Genomic DNA, 26300 nt, shown 5'->3' on the forward strand with positions numbered 1-26300 from the left:
CAGCTCTTTCTTGTATCCGAGAAGAAGTGGGTCGGGTGAGAAGCTTCCGTCAGGCCTGGACACCGAAGGGCAACGTGAACCGGATGTCGCCCTCGACGATGTCGCGCATGTCCGGGATGTCGTTGCGGAACTGCAGCGTCCGCTCGAGACCCATGCCGAACGCGAAACCGGTGTAGACCTCGGGATCGATGCCGCTGGCCTGCAACACCTTCGGGTTGACCATTCCGCAGCCACCCCACTCGACCCAACCGGCCCCGCCCTTCTTCTTCGGGAACCACACGTCGACCTCGGCCGACGGCTCGGTGAACGGGAAGTAGTTGGGCCGCATGCGAGTACGAGTGTCGTTGCCGAACAACGCCTTGGCGAACGCATCGAGTGTGCCGCGCAGATGCGCCATGGTCAGGCCCTTGTCGATGGCAAGACCCTCGACCTGGTGGAAGACCGGAGTATGCGTGGTGTCGAGTTCGTCCGTGCGAAACGTCCGTCCCGGGCAGACGACGTAGATCGGCACCTCACGCGAGAGCATCGACCGGACCTGCACCGGAGAGGTATGGGTACGCAACACCTGCCGCGAACCCTCGGGCGCGATGTGGAACGTGTCCTGCATCGTTCGTGCCGGGTGGTCGGGGAGGAAGTTGAGCGCATCGAAATTGAAGTGTTCGGTCTCGACCTCGGGGCCTTCTTCGACCTCCCAGCCCATTCCGACGAACACGTCCGCAACCTGTTCGGCGATGATCGTGATCGGGTGCCGGGCACCGACGGGAGCGCGGTCGGTCGGCAGTGTCACGTCGATGGTTTCCGCGACCAGGATGGCGGCATCACGCTCGGCCGACAGCACGGCGCGGCGCTCGTCGAAGGCCTTCTGCACTCGATCTCGAGCTGCCTTGACGCGTTTGCCCGCGTCCGCCTTCTGGTCCCCCGGAATCGCACCGAGGGCGCGCTGCGCCAGCGCCAACGGAGCCTTGCCGCCCACATGATCGATCTTGACCTTGGTCAGAGCATCGAGGTCCGACGCGTCGGCGAACGCCTGCTCGGCCGAGTCCACTGCGGATCCGAGCGCGGACTCCTCGAGAACGCTCGGATCTACCGGCTCGGTTCCGACATCTTTCTTCGCCACGACAGCTGCACTCCTCGAGTAATAGTCGGTGTCTGCCACGAAGGGTCGTTGCGCAGGCTTCACTCCTGCGCGGAGCAGACAGGTATCGATCCTAGGCGAGACCTGCTCACGGAGTTTCGGAGCGTCGCTGCGCCCTGGCACTCGCGTACAGGCAGATCGCCGCGGCGGTGGCCAGGTTGAGGCTCTCGGCGCGGCCGTGGATCGGGATTCGAATGCGGTGATCGGCGTCGCGCGTCACGGACTCGGGGAGCCCGTGCGCCTCGTTGCCGAACAACCACGCGGTCGGTTGCGTGAGCAGTTCGTCGGCGTCGTCCAAGTCCACTTCGCCGTCGGCGGCCGTGGCGACGATGGTCAGACCCGCTCTGCGCAACGCGTCGATTCCGGACTCGATCGATCGCTCCCGAGCGATGGGGAGATGGAACACGCTGCCGGCAGAGGCGCGGACGCATTTGCCGTTGTGGGGGTCCACCGAGTCGCCCAGCAGAACTACCGAATCCGCGCCGGCCGCGTCGGCGACGCGAATGACCGTCCCGGCATTGCCCGGCTCGGCCATCTCCACCGGTACGGCCACCAGCCGCGGTGTGCCGGCCAACGCACGCTCGATCGGGACGTCGACCAACTCGGTGACGGCGATCAGGCCCTGCGGGGTGACGGTGTCGGACAGTGCCTTCGCCGCACGGTCGGTGATCGGATGAACTCGTGCGCCACCGGCCTCGACGGACGCGATGAGGTCATGGTGGCGCTCGAGGGCATCAGCGGTGAAGAAGAGCTCACGAACCAACCGCGACTGCGCCGCCTCGGACACCGCATTGAAGCCTTCGGCGAGAAAGAGTCCGGTCTTCTTGCGTTCCGCCGCTCGAGCGAGCTTGACGGCCGAAACGACCCGCGGAGTTCGCTCGGTCAGCGAATCCACGGGCCGTTTCGGTGTTGAGTCGTCGTACGTCGACTCGCTCAGGCTGCTTCTCCGGCCGGAGCGTTGACATCGGCAGGCAGTGCAGCCTTGGCGATGGCGACCAGGCTGGCGAACGCCGCAGCATCCGACACAGCGAGCTCGGCGAGGATCTTGCGGTCGACCTCGACACCCGCGGCCTTGAGGCCCTGGACGAAGCGGTTGTACGTGATGTCGTTGGCGCGAGCTGCAGCGTTGATACGCGTGATCCACAGCTTGCGGAAGTCACCCTTACGCGCGCGACGGTCCCGGTAGGCGTAGGTCAGCGAGTGAAGCTGCTGCTCCTTGGCCTTGGTGTACAGACGTGAGCGCTGTCCGCGGTATCCCTTGGACGCTTCGAGAATCGAACGGCGCTTCTTCTGGGCGTTGACGGCCCTTTTTACGCGTGCCACTGGTAAATCCTGTCGATCTGGGGGCTTGTGAAACCCCGAATGGTAATGGGATGAAGCCGACCGGTATCGGTCGGCGGCCGGTCCAGATCAGATGCCGAGCAGGCGCTTGATCCGCGGGACGTCGGGCTTCTTGACGACGGCAACACCATCGAGGCGACGAGTCACCTTGGTGGGCTTGTGCTCGAGCAGGTGGCGACGGCCGGCCTTCTGGCGCAGGATCTTGCCGCTGCCGGACACCTTGAATCGCTTCTTGGCACCACTGTGGGTCTTCTGCTTGGGCATGAAATCCTCTTCTTCTGATAGCTCTTCGGTGTTGCATGGCACAGCCGTACATCGCTACGGAGAACCTGTGCACCGAAGCAGGTGTAGGGCTGTCTTACTGGTAGAGCGCGAGGCTCAGTTGGTCTGCGCCGGAGTAGCCGGAGCTGCTGCGGCCGGTGCCTCGGCAGCCGGGGCTGCGTCGGCGGGCTGTTCCGGCGCGGGGGCCGGTGCGCGCTGCGCGGGCGGAGCCGCTGCGCTCTCCTGTGCCTTGACGCGAGTCTTGGCACCCTTGTGCGGTGCCAACACCATCGTCATGTTGCGGCCGTCCTGCTTGGCCGAGGTCTCCACGAAGCCGAGCTCCGCGACGTCCGCGCCCAGGCGCTGCAGCAGACGGAAGCCGAGTTCGGGACGCGACTGCTCGCGGCCACGGAACATGATGGTGACCTTGACCTTCGAGCCGGCTTCGAGGAAGCGAACGACGCTGCGCTTCTTGGTCTCGTAGTCGTGCGCGTCGATTTTGGGACGGAGCTTCTGCTCCTTGATGACGGTCAGCGTCTGGTTCTTGCGCGATTCGCGCGCCTTCTGCGCAGCCTCGTACTTGAACTTCCCGTAGTCCATGATCTTGCAGACCGGCGGACGTGCGTCGGGAGCTACTTCTACAAGATCGAGGTCGGCTTCGAGAGCCAAGCGGAGTGCATCTTCAACACGCACGATCCCCACCTGTTCACCGCCCGGTCCGACAAGCCGGACCTCGGGAACTCGGATGCGATCGTTGATGCGGGTCTCAGTGCTGATGGGGCCTCCTAGGTAGTGCGGTGTGGTGTGTAACCCGACCGCCTGCCACTGGCACAGCCCGTCGCCGTCGATCCTCGACATTCCCCGCAGCGGTACGAACCGCTGCAACGAAAAAACCCTGCTCTCGGTGTGATCCGATGGCAGGGCCCGATGTCGACCGGTCGACCCGCACGACAACTTTCGTCGTACAGTCTCCTCACTGGGAGGAAGCACGTAGGAAATCGGTGAAGATCTCCATCGTGCGACCGGACCGGAAGTAACTTGTTGAAGGCTACGTGCCGGTGGGAGTCGGGCTCCACTTGCTGCCTCCGTGCGGTGAACTCCATCGAGGAGCGCACGCCGAAGACGGTCGTCGAGTCACACTACCAGCAGATTCCCGAATCGAACAATCGAGCGTTGTTGCCCCTTCTCGGTGGATACCCGTTGCTCTTCGCAGCGGGAGGCGTGGGATTCTCGTAGACATGACCAGCTCCCCCAATCCCGACGATGCCGCAGGTGCCGACCCCCTGGGTGCCGAGCCCGAAGTCCGTGAACTCGCCGAGGTCCCCGCTGTCGAGGTGATCAGCCGCGCTGCGGTGATGCTGATGAGTTCTGCAGCCGAGAAGTTGGGACTCTCCGAGCCGGATCCCGCGGAGAGCCCCTACCTGGACCTCGACGAGGCACGACGTGTCATCACCGCGCTGGCAGGCTTGGTCACCGCGTCGGTGGAATACCTCGGCCCCCATGCCGGACCCATTCGCGACGGGCTGCAGGCACTGCAGCGCGCATTCCGAGAAGCATCGGCCCACCCGGACGAGCCAGGAAAGGGCCCGGGCGAGAAGTACACCGGACCGGTGCACTGAGCAGAACACCGACGACGCCCCGAACACGAACGCCGCATCCCGTGGAATACCGGATGCGGCGTTCGTCGTTCGCGGGCGCTACCGGACGGCGGCGACCTTGCGCGGCCTGCGCTTCTTCGGAGCCGCCTTCACCGGCGGAACGACGACCGACTCACGGGTGAGCGCCTCCTGCAGGAACTTGCCGGTGTAGCTCTCGGAAACGGCGGCCACGGCCTCCGGATCCCCTTGCGCCACAACCATTCCACCTCCGGAACCACCTTCGGGGCCCATGTCGATGACCCAGTCCGAGACCTTGATGACGTCGAGATTGTGCTCGATCACGATCACCGTGTTGCCCTTGTCCACGAGGCCGTTCACGACGCCGAGCAGCTTGCGGATGTCCTCGAAGTGCAAGCCGGTGGTCGGTTCGTCGAGGATGTAGACTGTGCGGCCGGTGGACCGCTTCTGCAGTTCCGCGGCCAGTTTGACGCGCTGCGCCTCGCCGCCGGACAACGTCGTTGCCGGTTGGCCGAGGCGGACGTACCCGAGACCGACCTCGACGAGCGTCTTGAGGTAGCGGTGGATCGAGGTGATGGCCTCGAAGAAGTCGGCGGCCTCCTCGATCGGCATATCCAGGACCTCGGCGATGGTCTTGCCCTTGTAATGGACCTCGAGTGTCTCGCGGTTGTACCGCGCACCCTCACAGACCTCACACGGAACGTAGACGTCCGGAAGGAAGTTCATCTCGATCTTCAGTGTGCCGTCTCCCGAGCATGCCTCGCACCGGCCGCCCTTGACGTTGAACGAGAATCGACCGGGCTGATAGCCGCGCACCTTGGCCTCGGTGGTCGCTGCGAACAGCGTCCGGATCTTGTCGAACACCCCGGTGTAGGTTGCGGCGTTCGAGCGTGGTGTGCGTCCGATCGGGGACTGATCCACCCGCACGAGCTTGTCGAGCTGATCGAGTCCGTTGATGCGCGTGTGCCGACCGGGAACCTGACGGGCACCGTTGAGCTTGTTGGCCATCACCGTCGCGAGGATGTCGTTGACGAGTGTGGACTTGCCCGAACCAGATACCCCGGTGACCGAGGTGAGCACGCCGAGCGGGAAGCTGACGTCGATGCCGCGGAGATTGTGCTCGCGGGCACCGACCACGGTGACCTGACGCTTCTTGTCCATGACACGACGGGTGTCGGGCAGCGGAATCTCCATCCGTCCTGACAGGTACGCACCGGTCAGCGATTCCTCGTTGGTCAGCAGGTCCTCGTACGAACCACTGTGCACGACGCGTCCGCCGTGCTCACCTGCCAATGGACCGATGTCGACGATCCAATCGGAAGTACGGATGGTGTCCTCGTCGTGCTCGACGACGATCAGCGTGTTCCCGAGGTCGCGCAGCCGCGTCAGCGTGTCGATGAGCCGACGGTTGTCACGCTGATGCAGTCCGATCGACGGCTCGTCGAGGACGTAGAGAACGCCGACGAGTCCCGATCCGATCTGGGTGGCGAGTCGAATGCGCTGGGCCTCGCCACCGGACAGCGAGCCGGCTGTCCTGGCCAGTGACAGGTATTCAAGACCGACGTCCAGCAGGAAGCCGAGCCGAGCCTGCACCTCTTTGAGGACCTGACCCGCGATTGCTTCCTCGCGGCGACCGAGAGTAAGGCTGTTGAGGAAATTCGCGGTGTCGGCGATCGACAATTCGCACACCTCGGCGATCGACTTCGGCCCGAAGTCACCCGCGGCGATCGTCACCGACAGGATCTCGGGCCGCAGCCTGGCACCGTTGCAGGTGGGACACGGCACGTCGCGCATGTAGCCGTCATAGCGTTCCTTCATCTGCTCGGACTCGGTCTGCTCCAGCCGGCGGTGCAGGAACGGCATCACACCCTCGAACTCGGCGTAGTACGACCGCGTGCGGCCGTAGCGGTTCTTGTACTTCACGTGCACCTGGTGATCGCTGCCCTCGAGGACCGCACGCTTGACCTTGGCGGGCAACTTGTTCCACGGCGCGTTCAGGTCGAACCCCATGGCGTCGGCGAGCCCGGACAGCAGGCGGCCGAAGTACTCCGACGTCTGGCCCATCGACCACGGCGCGATGGCACCGTCAGCGAGGCTGAGATCGCCGTCGGGAACGACCAGCTCCGGGTCGACTTCCTTGCGAACGCCGAGTCCGACGCAATCCGGGCACGCACCGTACGGCGAGTTGAAGGAGAACGACCGCGGTTCGAGATCGTCGATGGACAACGGGTGACCGTTGGGGCAGGCCAGCTTCTCGGAGAACCGGCGCTCACGATCCGATGCATTCTCGTCCCGGTCGACGAAATCGAGCACCACGATGCCGTCGGCCAGCCGAAGGGCGGTTTCCACAGAGTCGGTCAGACGCTGCTTCGAACTCGACTTCACGGTCAGGCGGTCGACGACGACTTCGATGTCGTGCTTTTCCTGCTTCTTGAGCACCGGCGGGCTCGTGAGCTGATGTACGACGCCGTCGACGCGAACACGCGAGTAGCCCTGAGTGTTCAGCGAGTCGAAGAGGTCGACGAACTCGCCCTTGCGGGTGCGTACCACCGGGGCGAGCACCTGGAACTTCAGGCCCTCCTCCATGTCCAGCACCTGATCGACGATCTGCTGCGGAGTCTGCTTCGCGATCTGTTCGCCACACACGGGGCAGTGAGCGGTTCCCGCACGCGCGTACAACAGACGGAGGTAGTCGTAGACCTCGGTGATGGTGCCCACCGTCGATCGCGGGTTGCGGTTGGTCGACTTCTGATCGATGGAAACCGCAGGCGAGAGGCCTTCGATGAAATCGACGTCCGGCTTGTCCATCTGGCCGAGGAACTGCCGCGCGTACGCCGACAGCGACTCCACGTAGCGACGCTGCCCTTCGGCGAAGATCGTGTCGAAGGCGAGAGAGGATTTGCCCGATCCGGACAGACCCGTGAACACGATCAGCGCATCCCGAGGCAGGTCGATGTCGACTCCCCGCAGATTGTGCTCCCGTGCACCTCGCACTATCAGGCGATCCGCCACTGTGTTCCCTTCTTTCCGAACGAGCACGTCCAGCCGAGTTGCTGCGGGGGCGCAGCACTGCACGACCTCGGTGTCGCGTGATGACGTGTGATGCCGACGCACCGATTACATGTCGTGTAACCGAGGACCCCACGTCGAAAACCTGTTGTGGTGAGGGACGAACCTCACGCAGTAGCAATGGTAGATCCAGGCACCGACAGACTTTTCCACGTGCGCGACCCCGCCGCCCAGCGTGCCGTCGACGACGGTAGCGTCCTCGAAATGGACGAGCACCTCATGGTCATCGATGACAACTACACCGGCGTCGTCTCGCAGGGTTCGCAGCCGCAGCGGCGAACGATTCCCGGAGCGACGATCACGAAGATGTCGGTCGGCCCCATGGACAACAACACCTACCTTGTCGTCTGTTCCGCAACAGGTCACTCGGTGCTGATCGACGCAGCGAACGAGGCCGACCGCATCTCGTTGCTCATCGACGAGAACGCGCCGACACTCTCACTCGTCGTGACGACTCACCAGCACGCCGACCACTGGCAGGCGCTGGCGGACATCGCCGGCGGGACGGACTCCCCGACCGCTGCCCACGAACTCGATGCCGGACCCCTACCGGTGGCTCCCGACCGCCTGCTCGCAGATCGGGACACCGTATCGGTGGGCGAGCTCACGTTCGAGGTGGTGCACCTGACCGGACACACCCCCGGCTCCATCGCCCTTGCACTGACCGATGCCGACGGCGCTCGCACGCACCTCTTCACCGGAGATTCACTCTTTCCCGGCGGCGTCGGCAAGACGGGCAGCCCCGAGGATTTCGCCCACCTGCTCGACGACGTGACTACGAAATTGTTCGACCGCTTCGATGACGAGACCGTCGTCTACCCGGGCCACGGAAAGGACACGACACTCGGTGCCGAGCGCCCTCACCTGGACGAATGGCGCGCACGCGGTTGGTGACGATCGGCGTGCTTGAGACCGCGAACCACGGGGTATGAATAGTGTGACAAAAGGACGCACAGCGGTAGGTTTTCGGACCGCCGTGCCGTCCATCGTTCCACCGCCGATGACACGAGAAACTACGCAGGAGGCTGTCAATGCTGGTCCGCCGTATCGCCCGTCCGCTGATGTCTACGATCTTCATCGCAGGGGGCGTCGACGCACTCCGTAATCCCACCGGCAAGGCGCAGGTCGCCACTCCGCTGATCGAGCAGGGCAAGGACGTCCTTCCCAACGACGTCACCGCGAACGTGCCGAACGACCCGGAGACGCTGGTCCGTATCAACGGCGGAATCCAGGTCGCCGGCGGCATTCTGCTGGCCACCGGCAAGGCACCGCGTATCGCCTCTCTCGCTCTCGCGGGAAGTCTCGTACCGACGACGCTCGCCGGACACGCCTTCTGGAACGAGACCGACCCGGAGGCGAAGGCTGCGCAGCGTATCCACTTCTTCAAGAACCTGAGCCTGCTCGGCGGACTCCTCATCGCAGCCGTCGACACCGAGGGCAAGCCGTCCGTCGCATGGCGTAGCAAGCGGGCGGCACGTCGCGCGCAGGAGAGCGTCGTCTCGGCACTGCCGGGGCACTCCACCCACGAGACCGGTGAGCGCGTCAAGGAAATCGCAGCCGTCGCCGCGAGCCGCAGCGCCGATCTCGCCGAGGCTGCACAGCCGAAGCTGGCCAAGTTGGCCGACGCCGCCCAGCCCAAGTTGGCCAAGCTCGCCGACATCGCTACCGACAAGGGCTCGGAGCTGGCCGAGGTCGCTCAGCCGGCATTGAGCCGCTGGGCTCACGTGGCTGCCGACAAGGGTTCCGTGCTCGCCGAGGAAGCACAGAAGCGCGGCTCCAAGCTGGCCGAACTGGCCGCCGATCGCGGCAGCGACTTGGCCGACGAGGCGCAGAAGCGCGGCTCCAAGCTCGCCGACAAGGCAGCGCATCGCGGAACCGACCTGGCAGAACTCGCGCAGAAGCGCGGTTCCAAGCTGGTCGACGTCGCTGCAGATCGTCGCAGCGAATTGGCCGACGTTGCGCAGAAGCGCGCGTCCAAGCTCGCCGATCTCGCCACCGAGAAGGGTTCCGTCCTCGCCGACGAAGCCCAGAAACGTGGAGTCACCTGGGCCGACCTGGCGTCCGATCGCGTCGAGACGCTGAGCAAGCGCGCCCGCAAGCGCGCCGAGAAGCAGAGCAAGGAACTCGAGAAGGTCACCGAGCAGGCTCGCGCCAAGCTCGAGAAGCGAGTTGCGAAGGCTCAGAAGAACTTGGACAAGAAGTTGCAGCAGTACGCGAAGTAGTTTCTCGCCGACAGCAATACAGCGACGTTCGCATAGACGGCCCTGCCCCGGAACCAGCGGTTCTGCGGCAGGGCCGTTGTGCGGCGTAGACTGCTCTGGCTGATTTCGAGGCGATATCTTCGCCTCGGCCGAACTCCCGAGGAGACCCTTTGCCGGACGACGGCCACACATCGAGCGACTCCGTCGTGCCGCTCGAAGAAGACTTCGAACAGGCGCATCTGACGCGGCTGTACACGCAGCTCGACGCGTTGCGCGAATACGCCGCGAACAGATTGCGCGCAGTGCTGCTCGAGACCGGCGGCACCCCGCAGGCCCGTAGCGAACGCGAATCGTTCAACCAGATGTACACCGAGGACATCGCCAAGTACGACGCCGCCGAGAACGGTCTGTGCTTCGGACGCATCGACCTCGATCCCGAGTCCCTCGACCCCAAGGTCGACGACCGGCCCGAGCGTTACATCGGCCGCGTGGGAATTCTCGACGACAAGAACGACTACGAGACGCTGCTGTTGGACTGGCGAGCACCGATGGCCCGGCCGTTCTACCTGGCGACTCCCGCCGCACCCGAAAACGTGTTGCGGCGCAGGCACATTCGCACCCGTGGTCGTCGAGTGACGTCGATCGCCGACGAATTCCTCGACCTGAACTCTGCCCGATCGTCGAGCGATGCCGCTGTGGCAGGCGGCGTCGCGAGCGAAGGCGCGCTGCTCTCGGCACTCGATGCCGCACGTACCGGTCAGATGAACGACATCGTCGAGACGATCCAGAGCGAGCAGGACGCGATCATCCGATCGCAGCATCGCAGTGTGTTGGTGGTTCAGGGCGGACCGGGCACCGGCAAGACGGCCGTCGCGCTGCACCGGGCCGCCTACCTGCTCTACACCTACCGCCAACAGCTCGGTAAGAGCGGTGTGCTGATCATCGGACCCAACGCCACGTTCCTCGACTACATCGGGCAGGTGCTGCCGTCACTCGGCGAGACGGGCGTCCTGCTGTCCACGATCGGTGACCTCTACCCGGGAGTTCGTGCGCAACGGGAAGATTCGGCCCTGGCCACCGAGGTCAAGGGCAGACTGTCGATGGTCGAGGTGCTGACCCAGGCGGTACGCGACCGTCAGGAAGTCCCCGCGCAGCCCCGTCGACTGAAGTTCGACACCTACGACATCACGCTCGATCGCAAGATCGTCACCAGGGCTCGTGGTCGCGCTCGCTCGTCCCGGCGACCGCACAACCTGGCTCGGCCGCTGTTCGTGTCCTCGGTCATCGACCAGTTGGCCAACCAGCTGGCAGCGAAACTCGGGCAGAATCTCGTCGACGGGTCCAGCCTGCTCAGCGCCGACGACATCGCGGACATGCGCGACGAGATGCGCGAGGATCAGGACGTCATGGCCGCCGTGGACGAACTGTGGCCGGATCTGTCTCCCCAGCAGGTTCTCCGCGACCTCTACGCATCTCCCGAGAAGATCGCGTCGGCCGCGCCTGCGCTCGATGAGGCGGAGCGTGAGGCACTCGTCCGTCGGGGCAACGGCTTCTCGTCGGCCGACGCTCCCCTGCTCGACGAGCTCGCCGAACTGCTCGGCGTCGACGACGCAGCCGAGCGTGAACAGGCACAACGTCAATGGCGCAGTCAGATCGCCGACGCCCAGGGTGCCCTGGACATCCTGACCGGTTCGGCACCTCAGGACCTCGAGGACGAACTGGATCCGGAGATCCTGATGGCCTACGACCTCATCGATGCCGATCAGCTTGCGCGACGGCAGAATTCGGGTCAGCGACTCACGACGGCCGAACGGGCCGCCGGTGACCGAACGTGGACCTACGGGCACGTGATCGTCGACGAGGCGCAGGAGCTCTCTGCGATGGCGTGGCGAATGGTGATGCGGCGCATACCGAATCGGTGGATGACGCTGGTGGGCGATACGGCGCAGACCGGCGATCCCGCCGGAACCTCGTCGTGGGGTTCGGTTCTCGAACCGTATGTGGCCAAGCGCTGGAAGCGAACCGAACTGACGGTGAACTACCGAACACCGTCCGAGATCATGGCCGTGGCACACGATGTGTTGGCTGCCATCGATCCCGAGCAGTCCGAGCCGCGGTCCATCCGCAGCACCGGAGTACAACCGTGGGCTCAAAGGGTGGCAGCGGCCGATCTGGTCACCGCGGTGGAGAAGCGAGTGGCCGATCACCCGCGACCGGGCCTGAGCGCGGTCCTGGTGCCCGCAGGCCACGTCGACCGATTCCGCCATCTGGCATCGGAACTGGTCACCGTATCGACGGTCAAGGATGCCAAGGGACTCGAGTTCGACTCGGTGCTGATCGTCGAACCCGGTGCCATCGTGGCCGCTTCGGTCAAGGGCATGAACGATCTGTACGTTGCTCTCACCCGAGCCACGCAGCGACTCGGTGTGGTGCACGTGGACGCACTACCGGGTGAACTCTCGGCGCTGCAGCCCTTCGAGCCGGAAGCGTAGAGAACCGCACACAGCAACGGCCCGCTCCGTCGATTCGAGGGAGCGGGCCGTTGGTGTGCGAGCTGAGATCAGCGGACGGTGTGCACGATCAGAACATCGCAGGTGGACTTTCGAGCGGCGTCCGACGGGACCGATCCCAACAGGCGACCCGTCAACGAGTTCAAGCCGCGGTTGCCGACGACGAGCAGGTCGCCCTTCACCTCGTCCACGAGGGCCAGCAGCGACTCGACGGGAGCACCGACGATCGCCTTCTCCTCGATGTTCTTCGCACCGGCCTTGGTGGCGTGCTCGCGCGCCGTGCGCAGAATCTCACGCGTCGGTGCCGATCCGGTGATCTGGTAGGCGTCCTCGCGCAATGCGTCGGCTGCAGCGGACGTGTCCTTCGGATCGGCAGGGTAGTACGCGCAGGCGATCACCAAGGTGGCATCGGCGTCTCCCGCGAGAGCCGCGGCCTTCTCCACTGCCCGCAGTGACGATTCGGAGCCATCGGTCCCGACGACGACGGTGCGGTAGGCGCTCATTCATTCCTCCATTTGTCGGTCACACACAGATGTGACACTTCTGGTCGAACTCGATTGGTGCAAGTCACAGGACCGAAAGACGTGGTCCGGGGACTGATTCGCTGACATTAGCCGGAACCGGCCGATCGGCACGTGAACTTGGGGAACAACACGATCCGCGCCACTCACATACATTGGTTTCCATGCCGATTCCCCGCCCGCCACTGTCGAGACGGGCCATGACTGTCGGTGCCGCCGTGACTGCGGTTCTGGCGGTAGCCGCCCTCGCATTCGTCTTCCTCCCCCAGGATTCGAGCGCCGACACATCCACGCGTGATGCGCGCATCACGCTACCGGACAGCCCCGGGTCGACGGGCACCGTCGACATCGACACTCGTCTCTACGTACCTGCTGTCACCCCCGCGCCGACGGTGCTGCTCGCCCACGGCTTCGGTGGCAGCAAGGACTCGGTCGACGGTGAGGCACGTGACCTCGCTGCACGCGGATACACCGTGCTCGCCTACAGCGCACGCGGGTTCGGCGACAGCACGGGTTCGATCTCGCTCAACGACCCCGATCGCGAAGTTGCCGACGCGCGCGGACTCATCGACTGGCTCGCCGAACAACCGGAGGTGCAACTCGACGCTCCCGGCGACCCGCACGTCGGAGTCGCCGGCGGATCGTACGGCGGCGCGCTGGCACTGAGCGCAGGCGGCACCGACCCCCGAATCGATTCGATAGCCGCAGCGATCACCTGGAACGACCTGGGTCAGGCACTGTTCCCCAACTACGGCGTCACCTCTGCCGAAGGCCGAGAAACCCTCGGCGACACCGCCACTCCCGCAGCTGCCGAGTACGGCGGACCCGGCGTACTCAAGCGCGGCTGGGCCGGAGTGTTCTTCGGAGTGGGCGCAGCGAGTGCACCGGCCGGCGAAAACGGCGACGCCGGCACCGATTCCAGCACCGACGAGGGCACCTCGGCCTGCGGAAGATTCGCACCCGAATTCTGCGACGCTTACACCCAATCCGCGGTGACCGGAATCCCCAGCCAACAACTGCTCGATCTGCTGACCGCCCACTCGCCGGTCGCGGTGGCGTCGAACATCACCGCACCGACCCTGCTGGTTCAAGGCACCCAGGACACACTGTTCGGCCTGGATCAGGCCGACGCGACGGCGCGTCAGATCGCCGCGGCCGGCGGGAACGTCACCGTGCGATGGTTCGACGGCGGCCACGACGCAGGCGGAACGGACGGCACGAGCGACCGAGCCATCGCCGACTTCTTCGACACGACGCTGCGTGACACCGACGCACCCACCGGCACCGACGCCGAGCCGTTCGTCTACTCCACTCAGCGAGCAGCCGACGAGCGCGGCGGCGATCGCGACCGCCGAATGACGGCTCCTGCATACCCAGGGCTGACCCCCACAACCGATCCCACGCAGACCGAATCGGTGACGTTCACTCCCGCCGCGGAGAACCAGTCGATCATTCGTCCGCCCGGAGCGTCCCCGTCGGCGATCTCGTCGGTACCCGGTTTGGGCTCGGTGCTCTCGACTCTGGGATCGACCGGGGCCGGAGCCGCCCTGACCGCGGACCTACCGGGCCAGTCGGCCACGTTCACCAGCGATCCCGTCGATTCGTCCGTGACGATCACCGGTGCGCCGCGGGTGAACCTACGCGTGGCGTCGCTGGCCGCACCGGGTCAAGCCGTTCTGTTCGCGAAGCTCTACGACGTAGCACCTAACGGCACGAGAACCCTTCCTGGCGGTGCTGTCTCGGCGATCCGACTGCCCGATACCGAGGGCATCGACCCCGTCGACGTCACCGTTGCGCTTCCCGGCATCAGCTACACCGTGCAGCAGGGTCACCGCCTCGAACTGAGCATCTCCACCACCGATCAGGCCTACGCCGTTCCGCTCGAACCGGCGCAGTTCAGCGTGGCCATGACCGACAACACCATCGCGTTGCCCACCGTGCCCGCCGAAGCGAGTGCCAACAGCACCGTTCCGGTGGCTCCGCTGATCGGCATCGGAGTCGTCCTGCTCGCGGTCGCCGGTGCGATCGTCGCCGGAGTCGTGCGAACCCGACGTCGCGCAGTCGCCGAAGTGGACGAGAACCTGATCGACACTCCCCTGGTGATCACCGATCTCGCCAAGACGTACTCCAACGGCTTCCGCGCCGTCGACGGCGTCAGCTTCGAGGTGAAGCAGGGCCAGGTTCTGGGTCTCCTCGGGCCGAACGGCGCAGGGAAAACCACCACCCTGCGCATGCTGATGGGCCTGATCACGCCCACCGGCGGCGACATTCGAGTCTTCGGCCACAAGGTGACGCCCGGAGCCCCGGTGCTGTCCCGGTTGGGCTCGTTCGTCGAGGGATCCGGCTTCCTGCCGCACCTGACCGGAACGCAGAATCTGCGGCTGTACTGGGAAGCGACCGGTCGCCCGATCGAGGACGCTCACCTCGAGGAAGCCCTCGAGATCGCCGACCTCGGCACCGCGATCGAACGCAAGGTCAAGTCGTACAGCCAGGGCATGCGGCAGCGGCTCGCGATAGCCCAGGCCATGCTGGGGCTGCCGGACCTGATGGTCCTCGACGAACCGACCAACGGTCTCGACCCACCCCAGATCAGGACGATGCGCGATGTGCTGATCAATTACGCGAAGACCGGTCGAACCGTGTTGGTGTCGAGCCATCTGCTTGCCGAAGTGGAGCAGACCTGCACCCACGTGGTCGTCATGAATCGCGGATCGGTGATCAGTTCCGGCACTGTCCGCGAACTGACCGCGGCCGGCGGACAAACGGAGATCAGGGTCGACGACGCCACCCGCGCTTCGTCGGTGCTGGGTGCCTCCGGCCACGACGGTGCAGTGATCGTCGACGACGGCACGGTGACCGTCGATCTGACCGACGCAGATGCCGCCGTCGTGATCAGAGAGCTCGTCACCGCAGGGGTATCGGTGCGCGGATTCTCGCAGTCGACGCGCCTGGAAGACGTGTTCCTCGACCTCGTCCACCGAGACAACCCAGGGTCCGACACCAGCAAGGATCGCTCATGAGCACCACACACGCCGACGGGCGCGCTGCCGGGTACACCGGTGGCAGCACCTTGCCGTTCCGTACCGAGTTGCGCAGGCAACTGGGACGTCGCCGCACCCAGCTGGCCATCGGCTTCCTGGCCCTGCTTCCGGTGATCCTGGCCATCGCCTTCACCGTCGGCAGCTCGAATGCGGACTCCGACGCCGATGGGCTCATCGAGCTCGGCACTCGCGGAGGCATGAACTTCACGGTCTTCGCGCTGTTCATGTCGGTGGGATTTCTGCTGATCGTGGTGGTGGCCCTGTTCTTCGGCGACTCGGTGGCAAGCGAAGCGTCGTGGTCGAGTCTGCGATATCTGCTGGCCATTCCCGTGCCCCGGAGTCGACTGCTGACGCAGAAGGCACTGGTGTCGGCGACGCTGTCCAGTGCTGCGATCCTGGTGCTCGTCGGGGTGTCCCTGTTGATCGGCACCGTGATGTACGGGGCGGAGTCGCTCATCACGCCGCTGGGTGAGGGACTGCCCTACGGCACCTCGCTGGTGCGGCTGCTGATCGCAGTCGCGTACATCGGCATCAACCTGCTGTGGGTCGCCGGACTGGCGATGCTGCTGTCGGTGCTCACCGACGCCCCTCTCGGGGCCGTCGGCGGCGCGGTGATGACGTCGATTCTGATGCAGATTCTCGATCAGATCACGGCGCTGGGATCACTTCGGAACTACCTGCCCGGGCACTACGCCAATTCGTGGATCGACGCGTTCGGCACGAGCATCGATTGGAACGACATGGTGGTCGGTTCGTTCTCGGCCATCACGTACGCGGCACTGTTCGGGTTGATCGCGTGGCGACGGTTCGGCACCAAGGACATCACCAGCTGAGGCGACCTACTTCTTGATCGCAGGCCCGAAGACACCCTCGGGAATGACGCCCTGACCGACGATCGACTCGCGCCACGGCGTCGCGAGCGAGACCAGCCGAGCGGCACCGTCCTCACCGAGGGCGGCCCACGGCGAGACGGCGAGGTCGTTGGTGATGTCCTCGACCAACGTGCGGAGATCCTTACCGTCCTGCGTCAGCGCACCGTCGGACGAGAGCAGCTCTCGGTCGGCCAGAGACGCGACCGCCCCGTCCCACTGCTCTGTCGACCAGCCGCGACGCTTGCGGGCGAACTCCTTCTGGAAGCCGTATCCGGTGGCGGTATGGGTGATCAGCGCTTCGAGACCGCTCAGGCCCGCCGTCTGCAGCGCCGCGATGTGACCGTCGCCGCGGTACTCGCGAATCAGGGTCAGGGCGTGCCACAGCACGAGATGCGGAGCTGTGGGCCAGTCGAGCTCGGCATACGCGGCGTACAGGGGTCGACCGTCGTCACCGGGAATTCCACGGGCTGCGATCGACGCCAGGTCTGCGGCCTCGGCCATGTCTGCGGATTCGAGAACCTCAGGGCCGAGCAGCCGGGCGAAAGCGGCATCGAGAGTGGTATAGCGGATGGCCATGATCTCGTCGGGTGACGCGATGTCCCAGGCTGCCGGGATCAGCGGCGCCACCAATTCTCGGTTGAAGTTGTAGAACGTGGCGGTGACGACCCCTGCTCCGACGCGCCCCAGAGGCGCTGCTCGGCCCGCGAAATAACACGCCCGGGGAGGCAACCCGGCGGCGACCAGAGCATCCTGCGTCTCCGGAAGGAAATAGGTCATCGAGTGAATCAGCTCGAGCGCACGAGACGTGCGGCCGGCGGTGGTGGCGTCCATCACTGAACCGTATCCGAACCATTTCGGCTCATTCCGCAGGCTCCACTGAACCTTCCAGCTCATTCCGCAGGCTCCACTGAACCTTCCAGCGCATTCCGCAGGCTCCACTCGCGGCGTCTACCACCCGACCTATTTGAGCCCGGCCGCATCCATCCCGCGCAGTTCCTTCTTCAGATCCTGGATCTCGTCGCGCAGTCGGCCGGCGAGCTCGAACTTGAGCTCGCGTGCCGCGTTCATCATCTGATCGGTCATGTTCTTGATCAGATCGGCCAGCTCGGCACGCGGCATCGACGACACGTCCTGGCCCTCGTACACCCCGGTGCTGACCGACCTACCCGCCTCGCCCTGCGCGCGTCGACCCCGGCTGGCGTTGCGACCGGACCCACCGACCTCGACGACGGAATCGGTGTCCTCGGCCTCCTGATACACCTGGTCGAGGATGTCGGCGATCTTCTTGCGCAGCGGCTGCGGATCGACGCCTCGCTCCTTGTTGTACGCGATCTGCTTCTCGCGCCGACGCTCGGTTTCCTCGATCGCGTAGGTCATCGAATCGGTCATCTTGTCGGCGTACATGTGGACCTCGCCGGAGACGTTTCGCGCAGCACGGCCGATGGTCTGGATGAGGCTGGTACCGCTGCGGAGGAAACCTTCCTTGTCGGCGTCGAGAATCGCCACCAACGAGACTTCGGGCAGGTCGAGACCCTCACGGAGCAGGTTGATGCCCACCAGCACGTCGTACTCGCCCAGCCGCAGCTGCCGGAGCAGTTCGACGCGGCGCAGCGTGTCGATGTCCGAGTGCAGGTAGCGGACACGAATGCCGAGTTCGAGCAGGTAGTCGGTGAGATCCTCCGACATCTTCTTGGTCAGCGTGGTGACCAGCACGCGCTCGTCCTTCTCCGCGCGTTCCCGGATCTGATGAACCAGGTCGTCGATCTGGCCCTTGGTCGGTTTGATGACGACCTTGGGGTCGACGAGTCCGGTGGGACGGATCACCTGCTCGACGAACTCTCCCCCGGTCTGGCCCAGCTCGTACTTGCCCGGAGTTGCCGAAAGGTAGACCGTCTGACCGATTCGCTGGGTGAACTCCTCCCACGTCAACGGTCGGTTGTCGGTTGCGGACGGCAAGCGGAACCCGAAGTCGACGAGGTTGCGCTTGCGCGACATGTCGCCCTCGTACATGGCTCCGATCTGCGGCACCGTCACGTGAGACTCGTCGATGACGAGCAGAAAGTCCTCGGGGAAATAGTCGATCAGCGTGGCGGGCGCGGTGCCTGCACCACGACCGTCGATGTGCCGCGAGTAGTTCTCGATACCCGAGCAGAATCCGACCTGCTTGATCATCTCCAGGTCGTATTGCGTCCGCATCCGAAGCCGCTGAGCCTCGAGCAGTTTTCCTTTGCCCTCCAGCTCGGCGAGCCGACCCTCGAGTTCGGCTTCGATGTCCTTGACGGCTCGTTCCATTCGCTCCGGACCGGCAACGTAGTGCGTGGCCGGGAAGATGCGCACCGAATCCACCTGCCGAACGATGTCGCCGGTGAGCGGATGCAGGTAGTACAGCGCTTCGATCTCGTCGCCGAAGAACTCGATGCGAATGGCCAGTTCCTCGTAGGACGGAATGATCTCGACGGTGTCACCGCGAACCCGGAACGATCCGCGGGTGAAGGCCATGTCGTTGCGGGTGTACTGCACGTCCACCAGCAGCCGGAGCAGCGCGTCACGCTGCACTTCGACGTTGACCTCCAGCTCGATCGACCGATCGACGTACGACTGCGGGGTACCGAGACCGTAGATGCACGACACCGACGCCACCACGACCACATCGCGGCGCGAGAGCAGCGATGCCGTCGCCGAGTGCCGCAGACGTTCGACATCGTCGTTGATGGACGAGTCCTTCTCGATGTAGGTATCGGTCTGCGCTATGTACGCCTCGGGCTGGTAGTAGTCGTAGTACGAGACGAAGTACTCGACTGCATTGTTGGGCAACATGTCTCGCAGCTCGTTCGCCAACTGCGCCGCCAGCGTCTTGTTCGGTGCCATCACCAGGGTTGGTCGCTGCAGCTTCTCGATGAGCCAGGCGGTGGTGGCCGATTTACCGGTACCGGTGGCACCGAGCAGGACGACGTCCTTCTCGTCCGCCTTGATCCGGCGTTCGAGCTCGGCGATGGCGGTCGGCTGATCGCCCGCCGGTACGTGTTCGCTGACGACCTCGAACGCCGGTCCGGTGCGCTCGATTGCGCCCACCGGACGGTGTTCGGAGTGCGCGACAACGGGATGTTCGGATGCAAACGCCATTTCACAAGCGTAGACGCGACCACCGACAAGTTCCGTCGGAGAGACCCACACACCGGTTCCCGGTAGCTTCTACAGGCATGGTCGCTCACACGTCAGCCGGTGCGCACACCGTCGTTCATGCCCCCAAGCACGAGACGTTCGACCTCGTCGCCAAGACGAACGTGGATCCCAAGGGGTTCGTCCGTGTCGTCGACGAATACCGCGTCGAGCCGTGGGGGCTGTACATGGCCCGCCCGTCCGATCACGCCCATTTCGACTACCTGGAGTCCTGGTTGCTGCCTGCTCTGGGGCTGCGGGCCTCGGTGTTCCACTACCTCCCTGCGCACGCCCGCGATCAGGACTACTACGTCGACATCGGCGAGTACACCGCCGGCACCACCCGATGGACATCCGTCGACCACTATCTCGACCTCAGTGTCCGTACCGGCCGCGATTACGACCTGCTGGACGTCGACGAGTTGTTCGACGCTCGGGTGGCGCAACACCTCGACACCCCCACGGCCGAGCTCGCGCTGGCCAGATCCATCACGGCCATCGAAGGACTGACGCGGCACGACTACGACCTGAACGCGTGGCTCGCGTCCGTCGGCATGCCGACCGAGTGGAACGGCAAACCGTCCTGATCGAGCCCGAACCGATTCACGCAGTCCAGTTCGTCTCCTCCGCCCACTGCCATGCCCGACGGTATGCCACATCGAACCACGGGGCCTTCGCGTTCTCGTATGCCTCGATCGCCGATTCGAAGTCGGTGATTCCGGCAGCGGCCTCGGAGGCGCGTCGCTTGATTCCGGAATATTCGGTGGTGATGCTGTCGTCCGCCCGCAGCCAGTCACGAAACAGCAGGGCGAACGTCTGATTCGGCCAGCCGTCCACGCGAATGTGCACGTTCGCCGGCCGACCGGGGTCCGCGCTGCCGTGAAAACGCTTGGACCACACGGCCGGATCGGCTTCGCCGCCGATTCCGTATGCGGGCTTCGGATGGTCGAAATTGCTGGACTCTCGCCGAGGGAACCCAGCCACGCGCAACTGTTCGGCGACGGCATCGGCGTCGTCGAGCCCTCGCACGGTGATCTGGATGTCGATGACGTCCTTGGCGTCGAGGCCGGGCACTGCGGTAGAGCCGACGTGGTCGATTCGGACTGCTTTGTCGGCGCAGGCAAGGGCCAGGCGCGAGATGATGCGTCGGGCCTGCAATTCCCACGAGGGGTCGGCCGTCACCTGTTCCGGATGAACACGCGCGATGATCCCCTCCCTGATGTTGCGCTCGAAGGGAATCAGTCGGTCGTTCCACAGGGCTCGGACATCGTCGTCGACGCTGCCCGGCGCACCGGTGTTGTCGATCCACACGTCGGCCGCGGCTCGGCGCGCATCATCGGTCGCCTGCGCTGCGATCCGCGCGCGGGCGTCGGCCTCGGGCATGCCCCGCTGTCCCGTGAGACGACGCACCCGTTCCTCGGCGTCGACCCACACGATGACCACGAGGTGAAAGAACGGGCCCATCGATCCCTCGACGAGCAGTGGAATGTCTTGCACCACAACGGCATCCGGCGCTGCTCCGTCGATGATCTCGGCGGTGCGCGCACCGACCAACGGATGAACGATGGCGTTGAGCTTCTTGCGGGATTCCTCGTCGCCGAATGCCTTGGCCGCCAAGGCCGGACGGTCGAGCGAGCCATCGGGTGCAAGAATGTCGGCTCCGAAGGTATCGGTCAATTGTTGCAGCCCAGGTGTTCCCGGCTCCACGACTTCACGGGCCAGTAGATCGGAGTCGACGAGCACTCCCCCGAGTTCGGTCAGCACCTTCGCAACGGTCGATTTTCCGGCACCTATTCCACCGGTCAGTCCCAGTCTCAGCATGCACCCAGTCTGACACTCGAACACGCCGAAGCACACCAGCCTCAAATGCACCGCTTTCGGAGTTCGGTCGGTTATCTTCGACGAGCGCGACCTCGATGTGCCGACCCACCGCTATTGAAAAGGACACCCATGCGAAGCAATCAGATCCAACCGGGTCGGCACCGCCTTGGCATGGATGCAGGCGTTCATTGCATTCTCATCCCGGAAGTAGCCTCGGCGTTGGCCGACCATCGGCGCAACTGGTTCACCAACCTCCTGACCCCCGCCCGCCACAGCTTCGCCACCATGCGCAAGCGCACGGAGAGCGTCGGCCAGTGGAGTCCAGCCACCGCCGCGTAGTTCGCACTCCCCCTCCACCATGGGCCCGGTTCATCCGAACCGGGTCCATTGTCGTGTCCGCAGGGTTCCTACTCACCTGATTCGAACGAGAAAGCCCCGGTTCTCGTGGAGAGAACCGGGGCTCGGTGTCACACCCTCACGGGCGGACCACATCTATCAGGCGTTGCCCGACAGCTTCTCGCGAAGTGCAGCGAGCTGCGCATCGCTGGCCAGCGATCCACCGGTCGAGGCCGGAGCCGACGCTGCGGGAGCGTCGCCTTCTGCATCGGCGGGAGCCTGACCCGACTCGGAGGAGTAGTTGGTGTTGGCGGCTTCGGCAGCTTCGTCCTTGGCCGTCTTCTCCATCTGAGCGGTGTGCATCTTGTGGCGACGCTCTGCCTCGGCGTAGCGGCCTTCCCACTCTTCACGCTGCTTCTCGTAACCTTCGAGCCATTCGTTGGTCTCGGAGTCGAAGCCCTCGGGGAAGATGTAGTTGCCACCCTCGTCGTACGAGTCGGCCATGCCGTACTTGGACGGATCGAACTCTTCTGCGTAGTCCTCGTTGGCCTGCTTGAGGCTCAACGAAATCCGGCGACGCTCGAGATCGATGTCGATGACCTTGACGAGTGCGTCGTCGCCGACACCCACGACCTGGTCCGGAACCTCCACGTGGCGCTCGGCCAGCTCGGAGATGTGCACGAGGCCCTCGATGCCCTCTTCGACGCGCACGAATGCACCGAAGGGAACCAGCTTGGTGACCTTGCCGGGCACGATCTGGCCGATCGCATGGGTGCGAGCGAACTGGCGCCACGGATCTTCCTGAGTTGCCTTGAGCGACAGGGAAACACGCTCGCGGTCCAAGTCGACGTCGAGAACCTCGACGGTGACCTCGGTGCCGACCTCGACAACCTCGGACGGGTGATCGATGTGCTTCCAGGACAGCTCGGAGACGTGCACGAGTCCGTCGACGCCACCCAGGTCCACGAAGGCACCGAAGTTGACGATGGAGGACACGACGCCCTTGCGGACCTGGCCCTTCTGGAGCTGGTGCAGGAACTCGCTGCGGACCTCGGACTGGGTCTGCTCGAGCCATGCGCGGCGCGACAGGACCACGTTGTTGCGGTTCTTGTCGAGCTCGATGATCTTGGCCTCGATCTCCTTGCCGACGTACGGCTGGAGGTCGCGGACGCGACGCATCTCGACGAGCGAGGCGGGAAGGAAGCCACGGAGACCGATGTCGAGGATGAGTCCACCCTTGACGACCTCGATGACGGTGCCCTTGACGGCCTCGTCCTTCTCCTTGAGCTCCTCGATCGTGCCCCAAGCGCGCTCGTACTGAGCTCGCTTCTTGGACAGGATCAAACGGCCTTCCTTGTCCTCCTTGGTGAGGACGAGTGCTTCGATCTCATCTCCCACGGAGACGACCTCGTTGGGGTCGACGTCGTGCTTGATGGAGAGCTCGCGGGAAGGAATGACGCCTTCGGTCTTGTAACCGATGTCGAGTAGAACCTCGTCACGATCGACCTTGACGATGGTGCCCTCGACGATGTCACCATCGTTGAAGTACTTGATCGTGGCGTCGATGGCGGCGAGAAAATCCTCTGCGGAGCCGATATCGTTGACGGCTACCTGCGGTGAGGTTGTGGTTGAGGGCATGTGTTGAGTTGCTCCGGACGGGTTGGGTATCGGTTGATGGATGTTCGGTCGGACTTGTGAAACGTGTGCAACACGAGCACATTCCGCGGAACCGTTGCCGGGTCCGCATGCGTCGACGCCGGGCGGACCCGGCCTGGGCGCAGCATGAACACACTCGCGTTGAACAGGGTACGCGATGCCGCAGTACCAGCACAAACCCGGTTAGAGTCGGCGTGTGACCGATCTTTCCACACCGTCGTCCACTCCCGGCCGCGGCCGAATCGATTCGGTCGCGAGCGACCGCGCGAGTCGCCTCTGGTGGGATTCCGACGCCGAGAGCTACCACCGTACGCACGGCGCGTTTCTGGGAGTGACGACCGAATCCGGGGAGTTCGTCTGGTGCCCGGAGGGGCTGCACGAGGGCGACGTGCATCTGCTGGGCGACGTCGTGGGCAAGGACGTCCTCGAGGTGGGCTGCGGCAGCGCACCGTGCGCCCGCTGGCTCGGGACCCAGGGTGCGCGCGCGATCGGTCTCGACATCTCGATGGGCATGTTGCAGCGCGGCGTCGATGCCATGGCCGCGGGCGGGTCGACGGTTCCGCTGGTGCAGGCCAGTGCCGAGTCCTTGCCGTTCGCCGACGAGCGGTTCGACATCGTCTGCTCGGCATTCGGTGCGGTGCCGTTCGTCGCGGACTCCGCCAATGTGATGAAGGAAGTGGCGCGGGTACTGCGGCCGGGCGGGATCTGGGTGTTCGCCGTCAATCATCCGATGCGCTGGGTGTTCCCCGACGACCCCGGGGTGGGCGGTCTGACCGCGACGATTCCGTACTTCGACCGGACCCCCTACGTCGAGTACGACGCCGACGGGACCCCCAATTACGTGGAGCATCACCGCACGATCGGTGATCGCGTGCGCGAGCTGGTCGCCGCCGGCCTCGAGGTTCGCGACATCGTCGAACCGGACTGGCCGGAGTGGCTCGACCGTGAGTGGGGTCAGTGGAGCCCACTGCGCGGGCAACTCTTTCCCGGCACCGCGATCTTCAGCAGCCGCAAGCCCCTCTGACCGAGAGTGCCGCGATCAGCGCCGATGCACCCGGGCTTCGACGGCCTCCGTGAATGCACTGGTCGAGGCCTGCCCGCCGAGGTCTGCTGTCGCGACCCCGGATTCGACCGTGGCGTCGACTGCGTGTCGGATCCTGCCCGCGGCCGCGGCCAACCGTTCGTCCCGATGCCGTGGGGCGAGCCACTCGAGCAGCATCGCGGCCGACAGGAAGAGCGCCGTCGGATTGGCACGGTTCTTGCCTGCGATGTCCGGTGCCGATCCGTGCGAGGCCTGGGCCATCGCCTGCGTTTCCGAGGAGTTGATCGACGGCGCGGTGCCCAGCGACCCGGACAGCTCACCCGTCAGATCCGACAGAATATCGCCGAACATGTTCTCGGCCACGATGACGTCGTACTCCTCGCCCCGTCGAACCAGGTGTGCTGCAAGGGCATCGACGTGTTCCTCGGTGACCTCGACGTGCGGAAACTGTTCTCCCACTGCGCGGCACGCATCGCGGAACAGTCCCGTCGTCATCGACAGCACGTTGGTCTTGTGCACGATCGTCAGCTTTCGATTGCGTCGCTCGGCCAACGAGAACGCTTCGTGAGCAATGCGTTCGCAGGCCGCGCGGGTGAACACTCCGACCGCCAGAGCCACATCGGGGGTGGGCATGAACTCCCCGCTGCCGACGAACATGTTGCGATCGGCATAGAACCCCTCGGTGTTCTCCCGCACGACCACCAGATCCATTCGCGGCGATACCGCTCGTACGCCGGGCAGTGCCTTCGCCGGCCGGATGTTGGCGAACAGATCGAAGTTCTTGCGAATCCGTCCGCCCGGAGTCAGCTGCGATCGGAACGGCTCCGGATACGAGGCGCTGTCGTGCGGTCCGAGAATCCAGCTTTCGAGCTCGCCCAACTTCGCGAGCGTGGAATCGGGTATGGGCGTCCCGTGCTCGTCGACGGCACCGAGCCCCAGCGGCAGGTGCACCCAGTCGACAGCCGGTCCACCGGCGGCCGCGAGGGCCGCGTCGACCACCCGGATCGTCGCGGGCACGATCTCGTGGCCGATCCCGTCGCCGGTCATGGCCCCGATCCGTAGTGCCGTTGCATTGTGACCGTCCGTCTGCGACATCATGGCCTCCATGGTGCAGTCCGCAGAACTTCTCCTCGACTCCGGCCTCGACGCAGCGGTTCGCCGCGAGTGGGCGGCACTGTCCGACGCCGGCCTCCCGAGCCAGAACCGGCACCGCGGTGAGTCGAACCGCCCGCACGTCACCGTCGCGGTGGCGTCGTCGATGCCGGACGCGGTGGACGACGGTGATGCGGTCCGCTTCGATCCGTTCGATGTGCGTCTCGGTGGGCTCGTGGTGTTCGGTGGTCGATCGATCACCCTGGCGAGACTGGTGGTTCCATCGAGCGAGTTGCTCGATCTGCACGCCCGGCTGTACGAGGCCGTGGGCGAACGTTCGCTCGATCACCTCGAACCCGGCCGATGGACGCCGCACGTGACGGTGGCCCGACGGTTGACGCCCGAGGAGGCAGGAGCAGCGGTGCGCCTGCTCTCGGTGGACGTCGACGATCTGGTCGGATCTGCAGTTGCGCTGCGCCGATGGGACGGCGAGGCCAAGCGCGAATGGCGGATCGGCTGACCTGGGCACCCTAGAACCGGAAGTCGCCGAATTGAGTCACCTCCGCGTGGGTATCGGGAGCGAAGCCTGCGATCACGAGGGCGTCGAGGGCCAGGAACAACAGCACA

The 26300-nt window shown here is 65.0% G+C and carries 23 protein-coding genes; 11 read left to right on the forward strand and 12 right to left on the reverse strand.

The window, feature by feature from the left end; translation table 11 throughout:
* Window positions 1–49: 49 nt before the first annotated feature.
* From pheS to infC, 5 genes are all read right to left on the reverse strand, one after another.
* Entirely contained in the window at window positions 50–1117 is a 1068-nt protein-coding gene (gene pheS / locus CH251_RS07415) for a phenylalanine--tRNA ligase subunit alpha (RefSeq protein ID WP_094612909.1), read from the reverse strand.
* 106 nt (window positions 1118–1223) lie between these two features.
* On the reverse strand, window positions 1224–2030 hold the full coding sequence (locus CH251_RS07420) for an RNA methyltransferase (protein ID WP_094612588.1): 807 nt from the start codon (window positions 2028–2030) through the stop codon (window positions 1224–1226).
* Between the two features lie 38 nt (window positions 2031–2068).
* Window positions 2069–2458, reverse strand: coding sequence for a 50S ribosomal protein L20 (gene rplT, locus CH251_RS07425; RefSeq protein WP_032378959.1), 390 nt, complete (start codon window positions 2456–2458; stop codon window positions 2069–2071).
* A gap of 87 nt (window positions 2459–2545) precedes the next feature.
* Window positions 2546–2740: a 50S ribosomal protein L35 gene (rpmI, locus tag CH251_RS07430; RefSeq protein WP_032394297.1), complete on the reverse strand. Its 195-nt coding sequence runs from the start codon at window positions 2738–2740 to the stop codon at window positions 2546–2548.
* 114 nt (window positions 2741–2854) lie between these two features.
* Window positions 2855–3595, reverse strand: coding sequence for a translation initiation factor IF-3 (infC, locus tag CH251_RS07435; protein ID WP_373454930.1), 741 nt, complete (start codon window positions 3593–3595; stop codon window positions 2855–2857).
* Window positions 3596–3829: 234 nt separating this feature from the next.
* Between infC and CH251_RS27415 the strand changes: the two genes are divergently transcribed.
* Window positions 3830–3973 (forward strand): hypothetical protein, encoded by a 144-nt coding sequence (locus tag CH251_RS27415; RefSeq protein ID WP_179273337.1) that lies wholly within the window; start codon window positions 3830–3832, stop codon window positions 3971–3973.
* Between the two features lie 2 nt (window positions 3974–3975).
* Window positions 3976–4356, forward strand: coding sequence for a DUF1844 domain-containing protein (locus tag CH251_RS07440; RefSeq protein ID WP_045199679.1), 381 nt, complete (start codon window positions 3976–3978; stop codon window positions 4354–4356).
* Window positions 4357–4434: 78 nt separating this feature from the next.
* Here the strand turns inward: CH251_RS07440 and uvrA are convergent, their stop codons facing one another.
* Window positions 4435–7365 (reverse strand): excinuclease ABC subunit UvrA, encoded by a 2931-nt coding sequence (gene uvrA, locus CH251_RS07445; protein WP_094612911.1) that lies wholly within the window; start codon window positions 7363–7365, stop codon window positions 4435–4437.
* Window positions 7366–7626: 261 nt separating this feature from the next.
* Here uvrA and CH251_RS07450 point away from each other — a divergent pair, with 261 nt between their 5' ends.
* From CH251_RS07450 to CH251_RS07460, 3 genes are all read left to right on the forward strand, one after another.
* Window positions 7627–8316 (forward strand): MBL fold metallo-hydrolase, encoded by a 690-nt coding sequence (locus CH251_RS07450; RefSeq protein ID WP_094612589.1) that lies wholly within the window; start codon window positions 7627–7629, stop codon window positions 8314–8316.
* 137 nt (window positions 8317–8453) lie between these two features.
* Window positions 8454–9644, forward strand: a complete 1191-nt coding sequence (locus tag CH251_RS07455; RefSeq protein ID WP_094612590.1) for a DoxX family protein — start codon at window positions 8454–8456, stop codon at window positions 9642–9644.
* A gap of 149 nt (window positions 9645–9793) precedes the next feature.
* Complete coding sequence (locus tag CH251_RS07460) at window positions 9794–12115, forward strand: ATP-binding domain-containing protein (protein WP_094612591.1); 2322 nt, start codon at window positions 9794–9796, stop codon at window positions 12113–12115.
* 68 nt (window positions 12116–12183) lie between these two features.
* Here CH251_RS07460 and CH251_RS07465 read toward each other — a convergent pair whose 3' ends face one another.
* A complete protein-coding gene (locus CH251_RS07465) occupies window positions 12184–12636 on the reverse strand; it encodes a universal stress protein (protein WP_032378962.1) in 453 nt (150 codons plus the stop codon).
* A 182-nt stretch (window positions 12637–12818) separates the two neighbouring features.
* Between CH251_RS07465 and CH251_RS07470 the strand changes: the two genes are divergently transcribed.
* Window positions 12819–15674 carry an alpha/beta fold hydrolase gene (locus CH251_RS07470; protein ID WP_094612592.1) on the forward strand — a complete coding sequence of 952 codons (2856 nt, stop codon included), beginning with the start codon at window positions 12819–12821 and terminating at the stop codon, window positions 15672–15674.
* On the forward strand, window positions 15671–16528 hold the full coding sequence (locus CH251_RS07475) for an ABC transporter permease (protein WP_094612593.1): 858 nt from the start codon (window positions 15671–15673) through the stop codon (window positions 16526–16528). Before CH251_RS07470 ends, CH251_RS07475 begins: the two co-directional genes overlap by 4 nt.
* A gap of 6 nt (window positions 16529–16534) precedes the next feature.
* On the opposite strand, the gene CH251_RS07480 is transcribed toward CH251_RS07475, so the two are convergent.
* Complete coding sequence (locus CH251_RS07480) at window positions 16535–17398, reverse strand: hypothetical protein (protein ID WP_094612594.1); 864 nt, start codon at window positions 17396–17398, stop codon at window positions 16535–16537.
* A 129-nt stretch (window positions 17399–17527) separates the two neighbouring features.
* Entirely contained in the window at window positions 17528–19690 is a 2163-nt protein-coding gene (uvrB, locus tag CH251_RS07485) for an excinuclease ABC subunit UvrB (protein WP_094612595.1), read from the reverse strand.
* Between the two features lie 77 nt (window positions 19691–19767).
* Between uvrB and CH251_RS07490 the strand changes: the two genes are divergently transcribed.
* Window positions 19768–20313 carry a DUF402 domain-containing protein gene (locus CH251_RS07490; RefSeq protein ID WP_094612596.1) on the forward strand — a complete coding sequence of 182 codons (546 nt, stop codon included), beginning with the start codon at window positions 19768–19770 and terminating at the stop codon, window positions 20311–20313.
* A gap of 16 nt (window positions 20314–20329) precedes the next feature.
* On the opposite strand, the gene coaE is transcribed toward CH251_RS07490, so the two are convergent.
* The gene (gene coaE / locus CH251_RS07495; RefSeq protein WP_094612597.1) at window positions 20330–21547 is read right to left on the reverse strand and encodes a dephospho-CoA kinase; all 1218 of its coding nucleotides are present in this window, start codon (window positions 21545–21547) and stop codon (window positions 20330–20332) included.
* A 129-nt stretch (window positions 21548–21676) separates the two neighbouring features.
* Here coaE and CH251_RS07500 point away from each other — a divergent pair, with 129 nt between their 5' ends.
* Window positions 21677–21886: a hypothetical protein gene (locus CH251_RS07500; protein WP_032394307.1), complete on the forward strand. Its 210-nt coding sequence runs from the start codon at window positions 21677–21679 to the stop codon at window positions 21884–21886.
* A 156-nt stretch (window positions 21887–22042) separates the two neighbouring features.
* Here the strand turns inward: CH251_RS07500 and rpsA are convergent, their stop codons facing one another.
* The gene (gene rpsA, locus CH251_RS07505) at window positions 22043–23521 is read right to left on the reverse strand and encodes a 30S ribosomal protein S1 (RefSeq protein WP_027497255.1); all 1479 of its coding nucleotides are present in this window, start codon (window positions 23519–23521) and stop codon (window positions 22043–22045) included.
* A 214-nt stretch (window positions 23522–23735) separates the two neighbouring features.
* Between rpsA and CH251_RS07510 the strand changes: the two genes are divergently transcribed.
* Window positions 23736–24563, forward strand: coding sequence for a class I SAM-dependent methyltransferase (locus CH251_RS07510; protein WP_094612598.1), 828 nt, complete (start codon window positions 23736–23738; stop codon window positions 24561–24563).
* Between the two features lie 15 nt (window positions 24564–24578).
* Here CH251_RS07510 and CH251_RS07515 read toward each other — a convergent pair whose 3' ends face one another.
* Window positions 24579–25676 (reverse strand): isocitrate/isopropylmalate dehydrogenase family protein, encoded by a 1098-nt coding sequence (locus CH251_RS07515; protein ID WP_094612912.1) that lies wholly within the window; start codon window positions 25674–25676, stop codon window positions 24579–24581.
* Between the two features lie 10 nt (window positions 25677–25686).
* Between CH251_RS07515 and CH251_RS07520 the strand changes: the two genes are divergently transcribed.
* A complete protein-coding gene (locus CH251_RS07520) occupies window positions 25687–26193 on the forward strand; it encodes a 2'-5' RNA ligase family protein (RefSeq protein ID WP_094612599.1) in 507 nt (168 codons plus the stop codon).
* The last annotated feature ends 107 nt before the right edge of the window (window positions 26194–26300 follow it).

Origin of the sequence: Rhodococcus sp. 06-462-5, assembly GCF_002258315.1 — a bacterium.
In the GTDB taxonomy this organism is placed as follows: domain Bacteria; phylum Actinomycetota; class Actinomycetes; order Mycobacteriales; family Mycobacteriaceae; genus Rhodococcoides.